Below are 16040 nucleotides of genomic sequence, written 5' to 3' on the forward strand. Positions count from 1 at the left end.
GTCTTCCTTCACGCGATGGCGGCTTCTTCGGTGGCGGTGCGCTGCAGCAGCGTGCCCTTGTTGCGGGCGATGTAGTCCGCCAGCCGCACGGCCATCGCGCCGATGGTGGCGGTCGGCGTCACGCCGAAGCTGCTGGCCATGGAGCTGCCGTCGCACACGAACAGGTTGGGGATGTCCCAGCTGCGGTGCCATTTGTTGACCACCGAATCCGTGCGGTCGAAGCCCATGCGCGCCGTGCCCATCAGGTGGAAGCCGCAAGGCTGCTCCAGCACGCCGGAGTTGTTGACGATGCGCGCGCCGGCCGCCCACATCAGTTCCTGCGAGCGGTCGATGGCGTGCTGCGTGGCGCGCCGGTCCTGGTCGTGCATGCGGTAGGCCACCTTGGGGGCGGGCAGGCCGCTGCTGTCCTTCTTGTGCGGGTCCAGCGTGACCGTGTTGCGCTCCATCGGCAGGTCTTCGGCCAGGTTCATGAGCCAGAGCTGGCGGTTGAACATTTCGCCGAAGTGGCGGTGGTGGTCGGCGCCCCAGTGCACGGGCTTGAAGGTGGAGTAGCCCATGGACGCGTAGCCCGCGCCGGGCGCACGCACCATCACGATGGTGTAGCCGTTGACGAAGCCGCGCGAGGGGTCGGTCTCCATGAACTCGCCGCAGTACAGCGGGGACCCGCGCGCGCCCTTGTAGCTGTCCATCGGGTCGTCGAAGATGCCTTCGACGAAGCCCTGCGGGTGCAGCATCAGGTTCTTGCCCAGCAGCCCGCTGGAATTGGCCAGGCCGTCGGCCGTGGCGCCGCTGCCCGACATCAGCAGCAGCCGCGTGGTGCCGATGCCGTTGGCGCAGACGATCACGATGTCGGCCGAGACCTCGTGCTGCGTGCCGGTGTTCAGGTCTTCGTAGACGGCGCCGGTGGCGCGTTGGCCGTCGTAGACGATGCGGTGCACGCGCGCGAAGGTGCGCAGGTCCACGCCGTTGCGGATGGCCTGCGGCCAGAACGCGGTGGCGCTCGTGCCCATCGATCCGCGCGGGCAGCCCATCACGCACTGGCCGCAGTGGTTGCAGGCCAGCCGGCCGTCCATGTCCTCGGTCAGGATGGCGTTGTCGGTCGGCCACCAGTGCCAGCCCAGCTTGTCCAGCGTGCTGGCCAGGCGCTGGCCGCCGCGGCCCAGCGGGATCATGGGCGTGCTGCGCGGCGCGCGCGCCGGGTAGCCAGGGTCGCCGTTCAGGCCGGAGATGCCCATCTCGGCGTCGCAGATGTCGAAGTAGGGCGCGAGGTCTTCGTACGAGATCGGCCAGTCCGGTGCCATGCCGTGCTCCGTGCCCTTGCGGAAATCGCTGGGGCGTGGGCGCATCCAGACGCCGGAATACTTGTTGGCGCTGCCGCCGACGGCGTTGACCATGCGGATGCTGGAGCCGATGTCGTCGGAGGTGACGGGGTAGTCTTCCTTGAGGCCGCGCACGTTGGGGTGCACGTTGGCGTCGCGGGTCTTGTCCAGCTCGAAGGATTCGGACAGGTGGGGCAGCTGGCTCTGCTGGATCTCCGGTCCCTGCTCCAGGCAGATGACCTGGATGCCGTGGTCGCTGATGCGTTTGGCGATGGCGCCGCCGGCCATGCCGGCGCCGATGATCAAGACCTCGGTCCTGGTATTGCGGTGGGGGTTGCTGCGCATGGGGCTTCCTCTTACTTCTCGGTGAAATCGACGGTGCTGAGGTCCACGCGGCGCACCAGCCGGGTCGGCGTGTAGCTGTGGTCCAGCGAGGGGTTGATGCGGTCCGGCGGCATCGCGTAGCCGCGCGGCTGCGGCGGCGTGATGTAGTCGCAGTCCAGGATCTGGCGGATGGCGCGGGCCACGTCCTGCTGTGCGTAGTAGGCGTAGTAGACGAACTCCAGCAGCACGCGGAAGGCCACGGGCTGTTCGGCCTGCAGCGCGGTCAGTTCTGCCTGCATCGCGTCGTGCGAGCCGGTGCAGGGGCGCACGCGGCCGGCCACCAGCGTCAGGAAGTCGACATCGGCCTTGCGGCGCGCGCCGCGTGCGATGTAGGCCCGCACGTCGGTGCTGGACGGGACCGGCCAGCCGTCGCCGCCGGGGATGATGTGGTCGGCGGCCGCCATCAGGGCGTCCAGGTCGTCGTCCGCCACGTGGAAGTTCTGCATCGCGGGCGACCAGGATGCGTAGAACTCCACGCCGCGACGTTGCACATCGGTGGATGCGGTCATTGGGGGGCTTTCGTTGGGGGTGGGGGAGAGGGCTTACTTGTCCAGCGCGGTCGTCGGGCGCATGGATGCGACGCTGACGAGGCCGATCAGCGCCAGCACGCTGAGGTAGGCGGCGATCAGGGTCGGCTCGCCACCGGCCTTGGCGGCCAGCACCGCGGCGATGAAGGGCGCGATGCCGCCACCCAGGATGCCGGCCAGTTGCGTGGCGACCGACAGGCCCGAGTAGCGCACGCGGGTGTCGAACTGCGCGGCGAACAGCGAGGTCTGCGGGCTGAAGGTGGCGGGCCAGATCAGGCCCAGCGCCACGATCACCGGCATCAGCGGGCTGCCGTTGGCGATCGACGCGAACATCACCCAGGTCCAAGCGGCCAGCAGCACGGCGCCGACGGCGTAGACGATCTTCTGGCCGATGCGGTCGCCGATCCAGCCGACCACCAGGAACATCGGCATGGAGACGAGTGCACCGAGTGCGATGGCGTTGAGCATCTCGGCCTTGGGGATCTTGGCCGTCGTCACCGCATAGGACACCACGAACACCAGCAGGATGGCGAACCAGCTGTTCTCGAACACGCGCAGACCGATGCAGCGCAGCATCGGCAGCTTGGCGGTGGCCAGCAGTTCGGAGATCGGCGCCTTGGCCACGTTGCCGCTGCGCTTGGCGGCTTCGAACTGCGGCGTCTCCTGCACGCTGCGGCGCAGGAACACGCCGACGACCAGCAGCACTGCGCTGGCCAGGAACGGCAGGCGCCAGCCCCAGGACTGGAAGGCATCCTCCGGCAGCGAGGAGGCCGCCGCCCAGGCCAGGCTGGCCAGCACGATGCCGCCCGAGGCACCGGCCGCGGGCAGGGCGCCCCAGAAGGCTTTTTTGCCCTTGGGTGCGTACTCCACCGCCAGCAGCACCGCGCCGCCCCATTCACCGCCATAGGCGATGCCTTGCAGGATGCGCAGGGCGCACAGCAGCAATGGCGCCGCCAGGCCGATCTGCGCGTAGGTGGGCAAGAGGCCGATGAGGATGGTGGGGACAGCCATCATGAGCAGCGTGATCAGCAAGGTGTCCTTGCGGCCCATGCGGTCGCCGAAATGGCCGAACAGGAAGGCGCCCACGGGCCGCGCGAAGTAGCCGGCTGCGTAGGAGAGGAAGGACGCGATGAGCGCGGCCGTCGGGTCCAGGCTGGGGAAAAACTGCTTGCTGAAGATCAGCGCGGCGGCGGTGCCGAAGATGAAGAAATCGTAGACCTCGATCGTCGTGCCGATCATGCTGGCCGCGGCGGCCTTGCGCCGCTGCGATAGCGATGGGACGAGGTCGATGCCGAAGCCCGGCGTCATTGTTTGGCTCACCATCTGGAACTCCTGTGGGTTGGTCGGAAGGGACCTCCGCAGGTTAGGCAGAGCCTCTGGGCAGGGCTTGCTGGAATCGGACAGCAGGTCCCTGCAAAGCGTCAGTCGTGCCGGCCAGGGGCGCGGCGGCGGCGCACGGCCTCAGCAGGGCTGGCTGAAGTACTTGCCTGGCGTGGCGCCCAGCGACTTCTTGAACATCGCGATGAAGGCGCTGGAGCTGTCGTAGTTGAGCTCCAGCGCCACCTGGCTGACGGGCTGGCCGTCGGCCAGGCGCCGCAGGGCTTCCAGCAGCAGGGCCTGCTTGCGCCAGCCGTCGAAGGTGAGTTGCGTCTCGGCCGGGAACAGCCGCGTGATGGTGCGCCGGCTGGCGCCCACCGTGCGTTCCCATTCCTGCAGCGAGATGCGCGCGGCTGGGTCGCGCAGGATCGCCTCGCAGATCTTCAGCAGCCGCTTGTCGCGTGGCATCGGCAGGTCCAGCGGCGCCATGCGCACAAGCCGCAGCTGGTCGAGGATCACGTCGAGCACGCGCTGCTCGGCCGGGCCCACGGTCGCGGCGCCGGCGAACTGCGCCGCGTGCAGGATCAGCTCGCGCAGCAGCGGCGACACCGCCACCGCCGTGACGGCCTGCGGCAGCGTCCGGGCCAGGTCTTCGCGCACGAACACGCTGTGCAAATGGATGTCGACCGCGGCCGAGGTCTCGTGGAACACCCGGGGCGGGATCCAGACGGCGCGGTTTGGCGGGGTGACCCAGCGGCCGCCGGCCGTCGACACCGTGATCACGCCCTCGCCGGAGAACGCCAGCTGGCCGCGCGAGTGCTGGTGGCCATGGCCGCCCGAGCTGGCCGTCCAGCGGTACTGCGTGGCCAGCAGCGGCGGATCGGCCGCTTCCAGCGACCGCACCCAGCGCGCGACATCACCCGAGGTGTCTTTCATCGGCGCGATTCTGCAGCAGCCCGGGGCTGCACGGACCTGCGTAGACAATGCGCGCATGGACGAACTCAAGACCATGCGCACCTTCGTCAAGGTGGTGGACGAAGGCAGCTTTGCGGGCGCGGCGCGCGCGCTCAACGTGGCCAACTCGGTGGTCACCCGGGCCGTGGCCGAGCTCGAGGAGTCGCTCAAGTCGCGGCTGCTGAACCGCACCACGCGCGCGCTCTCGCTGACCGATGTCGGCACGCAGTACCTGGAGCGCGTGCGCAGCATCCTGGAGGACATCGACGATGCCAACAACCAGGCCAGCGAGGCCACCGGCATGGTGCGCGGCCAACTGCGCGTGGCCGCGCCGCAGGAGTTCCTGACGGCCAGCCTGGCACGGCTGGTGCCGCGCTTCGCGCAGCGGCACCCCGGGCTCAACATCCAGCTGCTGCTGTCCAGCCCCGAGGCCGCGGTGCCCGACGACGCGGCCGACGTGACCGTCCTGGTCCACAACCCCGATCCGCTGGACGGCAACTTCGTCGCGCGGCTGCTCGCCCATGCCGAGGTCGTGCTGTGCGCCACGCCCGAGTACCTGCGCCAGCATGCGCCCATCGCCAAGCCCGAGGACCTGCTGCAGCACACCATCCTCGTGCCCGAGTCGGCCTTCGAGCGCAAGGTCTGGTTGTTCCATTCCGACGGCCGCGACGGCACGCCCGAAACCGCCACGCTGCAGCCACAGCGCTCGGCGATCACGTCCCACAACGCGTCCGTGCTGATCGCGGCCGCGCGCGGGCATTTCGGCATCGCCGGTGCGTTGTCGCTGAACGTGGCCGACGACCTGCAGGCCGGCACGCTGCAGCGCGTGCTGCCGGCCTGGGCGGCCGCCAGCTACCGCGTCTACGCGGCCGTGCCCAGCCGCAACCACCTGCCGCGCCGCACGCGCGCCTTCATCGAGTTCCTCGTGGAGCAGTACGGGGGCGAGGCGCGCGACCCCTGGCTCGACGGCAAGGTGCGCTGACCCCGGCGCGCACGGTGTCATCGCGGCGTCACGCCGCTGCCATACAAACCCGCTCGCCTACAACCCGAGGAGAGCGCTTTGCAAAAGAACTGGATGTCGCTGGCGATCAGCGGCCTGTCGACCATGGCCCTGTCGGCCGCGCTGGTGGCCTGCGGCGGCGACAAGGACGAGCCCGCGGCGTCCGTCCCCAGCGCCGACAAATTCTTCAACCGCACCGCGACCTTCACGGTCTGCAGCCAGATCGGCGCGTCCTGCGAAGCCGACGAGGTGACGGCGGCCGAGATCGTCGCTGCGAGCGAAGACGGCATGACGCTGGTCTACAGCAACAGCCCCAAGGGCGAGATCGGCTTCGTCGACATCAGCGACGTGAAGGTCCCGAAGGCCCTGGGCGCGCTGGCCATGGGCGGCGAGCCGACCTCGGTCACCGTGCTGGGCGCGCACGCCATCGTCGCCGTCAACACCTCGCCGAGCTTCGTCGCACCCAGCGGCAAGCTGGTGGTGGTGGACATCGCCGCGCGCAAGATGGTCGCCGAGATCGCGCTGCCGGGCCAGCCCGATTCCATCGCCCGGAGCAAGGACGGCAAGTACCTGGCCGTGGCCATCGAGAACGAACGCGACGAAGACCTGGGCGACGGCGCGCCGCCGCAGCTGCCGGGCGGCAGCCTGGTGATCGTGGACGTGGCCGGCGCGCCCGGCACCTGGAAGACGCGCACGGTGGATCTGGCCGGCATCGCCACGCTGTACCCGAGCGACCCCGAGCCCGAGTACGTGGCCATCAACGACGACAACGTCGCCGTCGTCACGCTGCAGGAAAACAACCACATCGCGCTGGTCGACCTGGCCAGCGGCAAGCTCATCCGGCACTTCAGCGCCGGCACGGTCGACCTGACCCAGGTCGACCTGACGGACGCGCCGCGCCCCAACCAGGTCAGCTTCACCCAATCGCAGGCGGGCCGCCTGCGCGAGCCCGACGGTGTGACCTGGTTGTCGAAGACCCGCTTCGCCACCGCCAACGAGGGCGACCTGAACGGCGGCAGCCGCGGCTTCACGGTGTGGAACAGCGAGGGCAACGTGGTCTGGGATGCCGGCAACACGCTGGAGCACCTGGTCGCGCGCGTGGGCCACTACAACGACAAGCGCTCGGACGCCAAGGGCAACGAGCCCGAGAACGTCGCCTTCGGCCGTTTCGACGGCACGGACTACCTGTTCGTGGCCTCCGAGCGCTCCAGCGTGATCTCGGTCTACGACATGAGCCGGCCCGATGTGCCGGCCTTCAAGCAGGTGCTGCCGACCGCGCTGGCGCCCGAGGGCGTGCTGGCCATCCCCTCGCGCAAGCTCCTGATCGTGGCCAGCGAGGCCGACGACCGCGCCAGCCTGGTGCGCTCCAGCCTCAACATCTACCAGTACCAGACCGCCGCACCGGCCTACCCGACCATCCAGTCGGCCGACCGCGCCGACGGCACGCCCATCCCCTGGTCTGCGTTGTCGGGGCTCGCGGCGGCGCCCACGGGTTCCACCGTCTACGCGGTCGACGACAGCTTCTTCCGCGGCAACCGCATCTTCGAGATCGACACCGCCCGCAAGCCGGCCCAGCTCCAGCGCGAGATCCGCGTCACCGACCCGGACCGCAGGATCGCCGCGCTGGCCGCGCTGCTCCCCGCCGCGAAGGACGCCAATGCCTTCGACGCGACCGACCTGGCGGCCATGGTCAATGCCGATGGCACGGTCAACCTGGACCCCGAGGGCATCTCCGTCGCGAGCGACGGCGGCTTCTGGATCGCCTCGGAAGGCGCGGGCACGGTGGGCGAGGCCGCGCGTCCGGTGCTGTCGGCCAACCTGGTGTTCAAGCTCACGGCCACGGGCGTCATCCAGGAGATCATCCAGCTGCCGGCCGAGGTCAACGCCAAGCAGCAGCGTTTCGGCTTCGAGGGCATCGCCGAATCCAACGGCAGGCTGGTCGTGGCCTTCCAGCGCGCCTGGGCCGGCGAGGCGCGGCCGCGCATCGGCGTCTACGACCTGGCGGCCAGGACCTGGCAGTTCATGTTCTATCCGCTGGACGCCGTGGCCTCGCCCAATGGCGGCTGGGTCGGCCTGTCGGACATCACGGCCATGGGCAACAACCAGTTCATGCTCGTGGAGCGCGACAACCAGGGTGGGCCGGACGCGCGCATCAAGCGCCTGTACCGCATCGACCTCAGCGGCCAGGCCGACGGCGCCGTACTCACCAAGACGCTGGTGCGCGACCTGCTGCCCGATCTGAAGCTCGCCGGCGGCAACGTGGTCGAGAAGATCGAGGGCCTGGCGCGCCTGGCCAACGGCGAGTGGCTCATCGTCAACGACAACGACGGCGTGGACGACGGCGCCAACAGCGGCGAGACGCTGCTGATCCGGCTGGGCCAGCTCAGCGGCGGCTGATTCCCGCCCACGGGCGGGCCAGGGCGCGGGGGACCGGATACGGTACCCTCGCGCCTTTTCTTTCGGCCGGTCGCCCCGGTTCCTGAGCCTCCCGCGCCATGTTCGCCCTGGATCTGCGTTCCCTGACCCTGATGGCGTTCATGACCAGCGTGGCCATGGGCTTCGTGCTGCTCATGCTCCGGCGGCACTACCCGGGCTCGATCCGCGGCATGTGGCTGTGGGGCCTCGCGCCCGTGGTGGCGGCCTCCTCGACCGTGTTTTACGGGCTGGAGAAGCTGTTCGCGCCGCTCGTGGTCGTCGTCTTCGGCAACGGCCTGCTCATGAGCGGCTGTGCGCTGTTCTACTTCGGCACGCGGCGCTTCTACGGCCTGCGCAGCGGCTGGCGGCCCTGGGCTGTGGTCGGCGTGCTGCTGCTGCTCTGGCAGGTGTTCTTCTTCATCGGTTATCCGGACTACCGGCTGCGCCTGGCCGTGTTCGCCAGCACGCTGTCGGTGGTGCTGGTGCTGCACATCCGGTTGCTGCTGCAGCGCGCGGGCAAGGGCTTCGCGGCGCGCTTCACGGCCGGCGTGCTCACGGTGCAGACCCTGGTGCTGCTGGCACGCGCGATTTCCACCTTCTGGCTGGACACGCCCACCAGCCACCGCTTCGCGCCGTCGGCCATGCAATCGGTCTACATCGCCACCTTCAGCTTTTCGGTGCTGCTGGTCAGCGTGGGCGTGCTGCTGATGGCCAGCGAGCGCCTGCGCTCGGAGTTCGAGCACCTGGCCAACCACGACAGCCTGACCGGCGCGCTGGCCCGGCGCGTGGTGCTGGAGGACTGCACGCGCGAGTTCGGCCGCTGGCAGCGTTTCGAGCATGGCTTCGCGCTGCTGATGGTGGACGTGGACCACTTCAAGTCCATCAACGACGGCCACGGCCATGCCGTGGGTGACCGCGTGCTGTCGCGCGTGGTCGACGCGCTGGGCCCTGCGCTGCGCAACGTCGACCGGCTCGGCCGTTACGGTGGCGAGGAATTCCTGGTGCTGCTGCCCGAGACCGGCGCGGGCGAGGCCCGCATGGTGGCCGAGCGCATGCGCGACGCCGTGGCGCGCCTGCCGGCCACGGCCAAGGTGCCGGCCTGCACCATCAGCGTGGGCGTGGCCTGCGTGCGCCATGGCGACGCCAGCGTGGCGGCCGTGCTGGCCCGCGCCGATGCCGCACTCTACGAGGCCAAGCGGCTGGGGCGTGACCGTGTGGCCGTCGCCGACCAGGCCTGATCAACCCCTGGCCGTGCGCATCAGCCCCAGCACCACCAGCCCGCTGGCCAGCACGCCCACGCCGACCCAGGCCGCGTTGAAGCCGCCCAGCTGCTGCGAGTACACATAGCCCAGGCTGGACCACAGCATGTAGGCGCTGCTGGCGCAGAACAGCGCAGGCAGCACAGGGTACAGCGGCACGCGGAAGGGCCGCTCGCGCGCACCGTCGATGGCGCGCAGCCGGAACAGCGCGATGCCCACCAGCAGGAAGAACAGCCAGAACACCGGCGCCGTGTACTCCACCATGGCCTGGAAGCCGCCCTTGAAGGCCACGCCCAGCACGATCAGCGCCAGCGCCAGCACGCACTGGATCGGCAGCGCGTTGCGCGGCACGCGCCGCGCCTCGTCCCAGGCTGCGAGCACCTTGAGCGCCGGCCAGTCCTGGCCGAGCGCGCTGGCAGTGCGCGCGCCGACGATCATGGTGGCGTTGATGGAGGTCAGCGCCGCCGCCGCGACCATGGCCGCGATGAGCTGGCCGGCGCCGGGGCCGAAGGCGGCCGTCAGCACGTCGGTGGCCACGGCCTGCGACTTGGCCATGCCCGCCAGGCCCAGCACCGACCAGTAGGCCCAGTTCACGAGCAGGTACAGCGCGGTCAGGAACAGCACCGAGATCAGCAGCGCGCGGGCGATGGTGCGCCGGTCCTTCAGGTCGGCGCTGATGTAGGCGGCATCGTTCCAGCCGCCGAAGGTCAGCAGCACGAAGACCATGCCGAAGCCCACGCCGGCCAGCGAGACCGGGCCGGGCGCTGCGGCCGGTGGCGGTGGGGCATTGCCACCGCCCAGGGCGAACCACAGCGCCGCTCCGACGATCAGCACCAGACCGCCGACCTCCACGGCCGTGAGCCAGGACTGCGTCTCGGCCCCGCTGCGGATGCCGCGCAGGTTGATGGCTGTCAGCACCACGGTGGCGATGGCCGCCCACAGCGCGCTGCTGTAGGGCCCGAGCGGCAGCAGTTGCGTCATGTAGTCGCCGAACACGAAGCCCAGCAGCGCGATCGAGCCCGTGGTGATGACCGCGAAGCGCGCCCAGGCGTACAGCAGTGCCGTGCCGCGGCCGAAGGCACGCGACAGGAAGTGGTACTCGCCGCCTGCGCTCGGGTAGGTGCTGGCCAGCTCGGCATAGCACAGCGCGCCGATCAACGCGACCAAGCCGCCCGCCACCCACAGCGCGAACATCCAGCCCGCGCTGGGCACGCTGCCGGCGACCAGCGAGGGCGCCTTGAAGATGCCCGCGCCGATGACCACGCCCACCGTGATGGCGATGGCGTGGCGCATGGTCAGCGGCGCGGCGGCCGCCGGCGATGTCATCGGGCGGTGCTCGCAGCGAACGCGCTGGCGTCCTGTTCCGCCGCCGCGGTGGTGGGCGCGATGGGCGAGGCCTCGCCGGTGCGGCGTGCCTCGAAGGGCACGCCGGCCTGGCCCGGCCGCGTCGCCATGCCCGTGATGCGGTCGCCCGCCACCCGGCCCTCGAACTGCCAGAGCTGGCCCTTGGGATCGCGCAGGCCGAAGCTAATTTGCGGACCTGCGATGCGCGGACGCACGAGGCTGGCGCGCAGCTCGCCGAACACCGCATCGCCGCTGACCACCTGGTAGCGCTGCGCGAGCGACAGCGCGGCCTCGGGCAGGCCGGCGCCGGTCAGCTTCCAGTTGCCCGAGGCGTTGGCCGGTACATGCCACAGGTAGACGTCGCCGTAGCCGGCGCGGGCGGTCTCGTCGGGCGTCCAGTCGCCCATCGTGAACGAGTGCGAGACCACGCGCGTGCCCGGCGCCATCTTGAACAGCAGCGGGCGCAGCCGCAGGTTCAGCGCGGGCAGCAGGTACATGGTGACCACGGTGGCGCTGGAGAAGTCGGCCTGGAAGATGTCGGCCTGGCGGAACTGCACCTTGTCGGCGACGCCGGCTTCCTGCGCACGCCGGTTCGACAAGCCCACCATGTCGGCGTTGTATTCGAGGCCGGTGGCGCGCGCGCCGAACTCACGCGCCGCGGCGATGGCGATCTTGCCGTCGCCCGAACCCAGGTCGAACACGCGGTCCGTGGGCTGGACCTCCGCCATCTGCAGCATGCGCGTGACGGTCTCGTCCGGCGTGGGGATCCAGATCACGTCCTTGCCGGCCTGGCCGCGCTGCGGCTCGTAGCCACTGTTCTGGGCCAGCGTGGCGGAGGCGGCGAGGCCGGCCAGCGACAGCACGGCGAGCCGGCGAGACAGGGAGGCCTGGGCGATGGTCATCACTGTGGTCCTTGGTCCTTGGTTCTTGGGGAACAGTCCGCGGTGCCCCGCGCAGCGCGGCTGGGCGGGCGCATTGTGGAGGGAGCATTGCGCCGCGCGGGCGACGCCCCCAGGGTTTCTGCGGACTTCAGGCCGGCGCGGCGGGTGGCGGCGCCACCACCACGGTGGGCGGCGCGGCCATCGCCAGGCCGGCGTCGCGGAACGACTCCAGCATCGCGAACAGCAGGTCGCTGCGCACGCCGCCGGCGTTGCGCGGCCCGTCCACGTAGCAGATGGACTGGAACACCAGCATGCCGTTCTCCACGCCTTCCAGCGACAGCGAAGGCGCGGGCGTGGGCAGCACCTTGGGATGGGCGGCGCAGGCCGCCAGCATGAGTTCGCGCACCTTGGGCGCGTCGGTCGCCAGCGGCATGGGCAGGCGGATCAGCACGCGGCCCTCGGCGTTGCTGAGCGTCATGTTGCGCACGGTCTTGGTGATGAATTCGGAGTTCGGCACGATCACGGTGGAGCGGTCGCCGAGCTGGATCTCGGTGGCGCGCACGTTGATGCGCTTGATGTCGCCCTCGGTCGTGCCCAGCACCACCCAGTCGCCGACCTTCACGGGCCGCTCGGCCAGCAGGATCAGGCCCGAGATGAAGTTCTGCACGATGGCCTGCAGGCCGAAGCCGATGCCCACCGACAGGGCGCTGGCGATCCAGGCGATGCGGTTCACGCCGATGCCCAGCGCCGACATGCCGGCCGCCACCACCAGCACCACGCCCACGTAGTTGAGCAGCGTGGCCAGCGAGCTCTGCATGCCCGGCTCCATCGTCGTGGTGGGCAGGTAGCGCTCGCGCAGCCAGCGCTGGAACACGCGCAGCGCGACGAAGCCGCCCACCAGCACGGCGATGGCGCTGAACAGCGCGGCCGGCACCAGCTGGAACTCGCCGATCTTCAGCCCGCTGCCGATGCGGCCGGTCTGCTCCAGCACCTCGTCGGGCCGCGTGCCCAGCGGCGCCAGCAGTGCGATGACCATGTAGAAGAACAGCACCAGCCGCGCCAGCGCCGACAGCACCACGGCGGCCTGGTCCAGCGTGGCCGGCGCGAAACCGAAGCCGCGCTGCAGCCGCTGGCCGAAATCGCTGCGGGAGGCCACGACGGCCATGCACAGGTCGTCGGCGAACTTGAACAGCACGTAGAAGGTCACGCCCACGAGGCCGGTCCAGGCCAGCTGGGAGGCCAGCAGGCTGCCGATGGTCATGTAGCCGGCGGCGGTGAGCACGATCACGCCGACCAGGGCCAGCGCCACCGCGCCCATCGCCAGACCGACCCACAGCGGGCGGTCGGCTTCGGGCGGCGCCGCCTCGCCCTCGGCCGCTGGCGCGGCCGCCTGCGGGCCGTGCAGGCGCAGCAGCGCGCCCAGGATCAGCAGCGCCAGGGCCAACGCCGTCACGGTCTGCACCAGGTGCACGGCGGCCAGGCTCGCGCCGACGATCTCGACGATCTGCGTGGGGATCCAGACCAGCACGCCGACCAGCGCGAACAGCCAGGGATAGGGGTTGAGCCGCAGCGCCAGCGTGTCCGGGATGCGCGGCAGCCGCCAGGACGGCCGCCGGTTGGCCAGCAGCGCGCGGCCCAGGCCGGTGACGAAGGCGATGAAGAGCATCGAATCGTCGGCCAGCGCCACCAGCTTGCTGCTGAGCGGCCCGAACGCGGCGTGCGCGCGCAGCTGGGACAGCAGGCCCCGCATGGCCAGGGCCACGACCAGCAGGTTCACGGTCACGATGGCGATCACCAGCAGCGAACGGCGCAGCCGCCCGCCCGGCAACAGGCGCTGCGCGAGCCGGGCCAGGCCGTGCTCGGCCAGCAGGTCGCCCACCGTGATGGCCAGCACCGCCAGCGCCAGCGCCAGCAGCACGGGGCCGATGTGCTCGGGTTGCCCCATGCGCTGCACGGCGGCCTGCAGTTCGTCGAGCAGCGGGACCAGGCGCGCCTGGTCCTCCGGCCACGCGTCGGCCAGTTGCTGCCAGAACACGCTGCCCAGCGGCGAGGGCGCACGGCCCGTCAGCTGGGCCTCGAACAGGTCGCGCTGGCGGTTGCGCAGGTCGTCGCTGCGCTGCTGGGCATCGACGACCACCAGGCGCGCGAGCCGGATGTCGGCGTCCACGCCGTTGCGCTCGCGCGTGAGGGTCTGGCGCTGGCGCGTGATGTCGGGGTCTTCGCTGGCGCCGGCCGCCGGCGCGGGGCCCAGTTCTCCCAGGCGCGCATTGAGGTCGTTGAGCTGGCCGGTGCGGGCTGCGATGACCTTGTTGGCGCCGGCGATCAGTGTGCCGTAGCGGCCCTGCAGCGCGCGCACGGCGTCGGCGCCGACGGCGGTCTCGGGCAGCTTCTCGAAGTCGCTGCGCAGCGTGGCCACGTCGGGCACGGGCTCGGCCGGGGCGGGCGCTGCAGGCTGGACGGCCGGCTGCGGCCCCTGGGCGTGCGAGGGGTGCAGGCCCAGGGCCAGCAGCAGGAAGAAGGCGGTGGCCAATGCGGCCAGGCGACGGGACCAGGTCATCCGCGGATCATAGGTAAGCTCGCGCCCGCGCCTTTTCGCGCTCCACCGTTTGTTTCCCATGCCTGCATCTGCTTTCCACGGGCGCGTCTTGGCCCGCGCCATCGGCCTTACGGCCCTGCTGCTGCTGGGCGGCTGCGCCAGCACCCGCGCCTGCGAGGCTGGCTTTTCGGCCTCGCCGCAGTACGAGGCCGAGGGTTGCCGCTTCCGCAACGCGGCCAACCCCGAGGCCAAGCCCTCGCAGGAGGGCTGGCGCATCTGGAGCCGCTTCTTCTTCGGCAAGAAGGAGGGCACGGTGCCGGTGGACGCCATTCCCGTGCACCCCCTCGCGCAGGCGCAACTCGCGGCGCTGCCGCCGGACGCCAACCACATCGTGCGCCTGGGCCATTCCTCGCACCTGCTCAAGCTGCAGGGGCGCTACTGGCTGATCGACCCCGTGTTCGGCGAGCGCGTCTCGCCGTTCAGCTTCATGGGGCCCAAGCGCTTCCACGCGCCGCCGTTGGCGCTGACGGAGCTGCCGCCGATCGAGGGCCTGATCCTCTCGCACGACCACTACGACCACCTGGACGTGCCCACCATCGAGTACTTGAAAGACCGCGTGCAGCGCTACTTCGTGCCGCTGGGCGTGGGCCGGCGGCTGGTGGAAATGGGCGTGGCGCCCGAGCGCATCACCGAGTTCGACTGGTGGCAGGCCGCCACGCACGCCGGCGTGCAGCTCACGGCCACGCCCTCGCAGCACTTCTCGGGCCGCGGCCTGTGGGACCGCGACAGCACGCTGTGGTCGTCCTGGGTGCTCCAGGTCGGCGGCCAGCGCATCTACTACAGCGGCGACTCGGGCTACTTCGGCGGTTTCGCGCAGATCGGCGCGCGCTTTGGCGGTTTCGACATCGCGCTCATGGAGAACGGCGCCTACGACGCCTGGTGGCCCTCGGTGCACATGACGCCCGAGGAGACCGTGCGCGCGTTCGAGGACCTGCGCGGCAAGACGCTCTACAGCGTGCACAACAGCACCTTCGACCTGGCCTTCCACCGTTGGCAGGCACCGCTGGCCGAGCTGGCGGCGCTGGCCCAGGCCAAGGGCATCGACCTGGCCACGCCCGAGATCGGCGAGGTGCTCACAGTGGGCGCGCCGCGCGCCAACCGCCTCTGGTGGGAGGGTTTGCGCTGAGCGACATGGACGGCCTGTACCATGGCTGCGCTGAGCCGAGGAGACCCATGTCCTACATGCTGCTGATCCACGAACCCGTCGGCCAACGCGCCACGCGCAGCGAGGCCGAAGGCCGCGCGGCCTACGACCAGATGCTGCGCTTCGGCGCCGACCTGAAGGCGCGCGGCCTGCTGGTGGCCGCCGAGTCGCTGGCGTCCGAGCATGCCGCCACGCGCGTGCAGCGCCGGGGCGGCAAGACGCAACTGCTGGACGGCCCCTTCGCCGAGGCCAAGGAGATGGTGGGCGGCTTCTTCCTGCTCAACTGCGCCACGCGTGAAGAGGCGCTCGCGATCGCCGCGCAGTGTCCGGCGGCCGAATGGTGCACGGTGGAAGTGCGCGGCCTGGCGCCGTGCTGGGACGACGGCCGGCCAACCTGAAATTTTTTCGCCGCGCTGTCGAATCCGCGCGCGCCGCTTCGTCGTGCAGGCATGGTCACCAGGAGAACACCATGCGTTTCATGATTCTGGTCCGGTCCGTGCCGGCCTTCGATGTCGAGACCCAGCCGGTCGCAGACGATCCGGCGCACGCCGCCATGTACGCGGCCATGGCCGCCTACCACGAGGAACTGGCGCGCGCCGGCGTGCTGCTGGACGCGGCCGGGCTCAAGCCGCAGTCCGCCGGCTGGCGCATCCGCTACGGCGCCGGCGACCAACGCACCGTCATCGACGGCCCGTTCGCCGAAGCCAAGGAACTCGTGGCCGGCTACACGCTGATCCAGGTGCGCTCGCGCGAGGAGGCGCTGGAATGGGCGCGCCGTTTCCCGAACCCGGTCGGTGCCGGCCAGCCGGCCGAGATCGAGGTGCGCCAGCTCTACGAGGTCGACGACTTCCCGCCGGGCGACACCACCGAGCGCTTCAAGACCATCGGAACCTTGTAAGG

The 16040-nt window shown here is 70.5% G+C and carries 13 protein-coding genes; 6 read left to right on the forward strand and 7 right to left on the reverse strand.

Translation table 11 applies throughout. The features are described from left to right. Positions 1–8: 8 nt before the first annotated feature. The 4 genes from ASF45_RS12105 to ASF45_RS35835 all read right to left on the reverse strand — a co-directional run bounded on the left by ASF45_RS12105 (position 9) and on the right by ASF45_RS35835 (position 4483). Positions 9–1664 (reverse strand): GMC family oxidoreductase, encoded by a 1656-nt coding sequence (locus ASF45_RS12105; RefSeq protein WP_063887651.1) that lies wholly within the window; start codon positions 1662–1664, stop codon positions 9–11. An 11-nt stretch (positions 1665–1675) separates the two neighbouring features. Continuing rightward, positions 1676–2212 (reverse strand): hypothetical protein, encoded by a 537-nt coding sequence (locus ASF45_RS12110; protein ID WP_056662116.1) that lies wholly within the window; start codon positions 2210–2212, stop codon positions 1676–1678. 33 nt (positions 2213–2245) lie between these two features. Further along, a complete protein-coding gene (locus tag ASF45_RS12115) occupies positions 2246–3553 on the reverse strand; it encodes an MFS transporter (RefSeq protein ID WP_082550970.1) in 1308 nt (435 codons plus the stop codon). 138 nt (positions 3554–3691) lie between these two features. Next, on the reverse strand, positions 3692–4483 hold the full coding sequence (locus tag ASF45_RS35835; RefSeq protein ID WP_056662119.1) for a helix-turn-helix domain-containing protein: 792 nt from the start codon (positions 4481–4483) through the stop codon (positions 3692–3694). Between the two features lie 55 nt (positions 4484–4538). Between ASF45_RS35835 and ASF45_RS35840 the strand changes: the two genes are divergently transcribed. From ASF45_RS35840 to ASF45_RS12135, 3 genes are all read left to right on the forward strand, one after another. Beyond that, positions 4539–5483: a LysR family transcriptional regulator gene (locus ASF45_RS35840; RefSeq protein ID WP_056662122.1), complete on the forward strand. Its 945-nt coding sequence runs from the start codon at positions 4539–4541 to the stop codon at positions 5481–5483. Between the two features lie 78 nt (positions 5484–5561). Continuing rightward, positions 5562–7898: an esterase-like activity of phytase family protein gene (locus ASF45_RS12130; protein ID WP_200932152.1), complete on the forward strand. Its 2337-nt coding sequence runs from the start codon at positions 5562–5564 to the stop codon at positions 7896–7898. 98 nt (positions 7899–7996) lie between these two features. Then, positions 7997–9154, forward strand: coding sequence for a GGDEF domain-containing protein (locus ASF45_RS12135; RefSeq protein ID WP_056662125.1), 1158 nt, complete (start codon positions 7997–7999; stop codon positions 9152–9154). Here the strand turns inward: ASF45_RS12135 and ASF45_RS12140 are convergent, their stop codons facing one another. The 3 genes from ASF45_RS12140 to ASF45_RS12150 form a co-directional block, all read right to left on the reverse strand. Beyond that, positions 9155–10501: an APC family permease gene (locus ASF45_RS12140; protein WP_056662128.1), complete on the reverse strand. Its 1347-nt coding sequence runs from the start codon at positions 10499–10501 to the stop codon at positions 9155–9157. Then, positions 10498–11421, reverse strand: coding sequence for a cyclopropane-fatty-acyl-phospholipid synthase family protein (locus ASF45_RS12145; protein ID WP_063887653.1), 924 nt, complete (start codon positions 11419–11421; stop codon positions 10498–10500). The genes ASF45_RS12140 and ASF45_RS12145 overlap by 4 nt, the downstream gene beginning before the upstream one ends. A 127-nt stretch (positions 11422–11548) precedes the next feature. Continuing rightward, positions 11549–13957: a DUF3772 domain-containing protein gene (locus ASF45_RS12150; protein ID WP_056662131.1), complete on the reverse strand. Its 2409-nt coding sequence runs from the start codon at positions 13955–13957 to the stop codon at positions 11549–11551. Positions 13958–14015: 58 nt separating this feature from the next. On the opposite strand from ASF45_RS12150, the gene ASF45_RS12155 reads away from it, so the two are divergent. The 3 genes from ASF45_RS12155 (at position 14016) to ASF45_RS12165 (ending at position 16038) form a co-directional block, all read left to right on the forward strand. Beyond that, positions 14016–15122, forward strand: coding sequence for an MBL fold metallo-hydrolase (locus tag ASF45_RS12155; RefSeq protein ID WP_056662134.1), 1107 nt, complete (start codon positions 14016–14018; stop codon positions 15120–15122). A 47-nt stretch (positions 15123–15169) separates the two neighbouring features. After that, on the forward strand, positions 15170–15538 hold the full coding sequence (locus tag ASF45_RS12160) for a YciI family protein (protein ID WP_056662137.1): 369 nt from the start codon (positions 15170–15172) through the stop codon (positions 15536–15538). Positions 15539–15609: 71 nt separating this feature from the next. Further along, on the forward strand, positions 15610–16038 hold the full coding sequence (locus ASF45_RS12165; protein ID WP_056662140.1) for a YciI family protein: 429 nt from the start codon (positions 15610–15612) through the stop codon (positions 16036–16038). Positions 16039–16040: the final 2 nt, after the last annotated feature.

The organism is Pseudorhodoferax sp. Leaf265 (assembly GCF_001422365.1).
GTDB lineage: Bacteria > Pseudomonadota > Gammaproteobacteria > Burkholderiales > Burkholderiaceae_C > Pseudorhodoferax.

Excerpts from the sequence above, each read along its gene's own strand:
- ASF45_RS12160 (WP_056662137.1), top strand. The coding sequence starts at position 15,170 with ATGTCCTACATGCTGCTGATCCACGAACCCGTCGGCCAACGCGCCACG.
- ASF45_RS12105 (WP_063887651.1), bottom strand. The coding sequence starts at position 1,664 with ATGCGCAGCAACCCCCACCGCAATACCAGGACCGAGGTCTTGATCATC.
- ASF45_RS35835 (WP_056662119.1), bottom strand. The coding sequence starts at position 4,483 with ATGAAAGACACCTCGGGTGATGTCGCGCGCTGGGTGCGGTCGCTGGAA.
- ASF45_RS12135 (WP_056662125.1), top strand. The coding sequence starts at position 7,997 with ATGTTCGCCCTGGATCTGCGTTCCCTGACCCTGATGGCGTTCATGACC.
- ASF45_RS12150 (WP_056662131.1), bottom strand. The coding sequence starts at position 13,957 with ATGACCTGGTCCCGTCGCCTGGCCGCATTGGCCACCGCCTTCTTCCTG.
- ASF45_RS12165 (WP_056662140.1), top strand. The coding sequence starts at position 15,610 with ATGCGTTTCATGATTCTGGTCCGGTCCGTGCCGGCCTTCGATGTCGAG.
- ASF45_RS12145 (WP_063887653.1), bottom strand. The coding sequence starts at position 11,421 with ATGACCATCGCCCAGGCCTCCCTGTCTCGCCGGCTCGCCGTGCTGTCG.
- ASF45_RS35840 (WP_056662122.1), top strand. The coding sequence starts at position 4,539 with ATGGACGAACTCAAGACCATGCGCACCTTCGTCAAGGTGGTGGACGAA.
- ASF45_RS12155 (WP_056662134.1), top strand. The coding sequence starts at position 14,016 with ATGCCTGCATCTGCTTTCCACGGGCGCGTCTTGGCCCGCGCCATCGGC.
- ASF45_RS12115 (WP_082550970.1), bottom strand. The coding sequence starts at position 3,553 with ATGGTGAGCCAAACAATGACGCCGGGCTTCGGCATCGACCTCGTCCCA.
- ASF45_RS12110 (WP_056662116.1), bottom strand. The coding sequence starts at position 2,212 with ATGACCGCATCCACCGATGTGCAACGTCGCGGCGTGGAGTTCTACGCA.
- ASF45_RS12140 (WP_056662128.1), bottom strand. The coding sequence starts at position 10,501 with ATGACATCGCCGGCGGCCGCCGCGCCGCTGACCATGCGCCACGCCATC.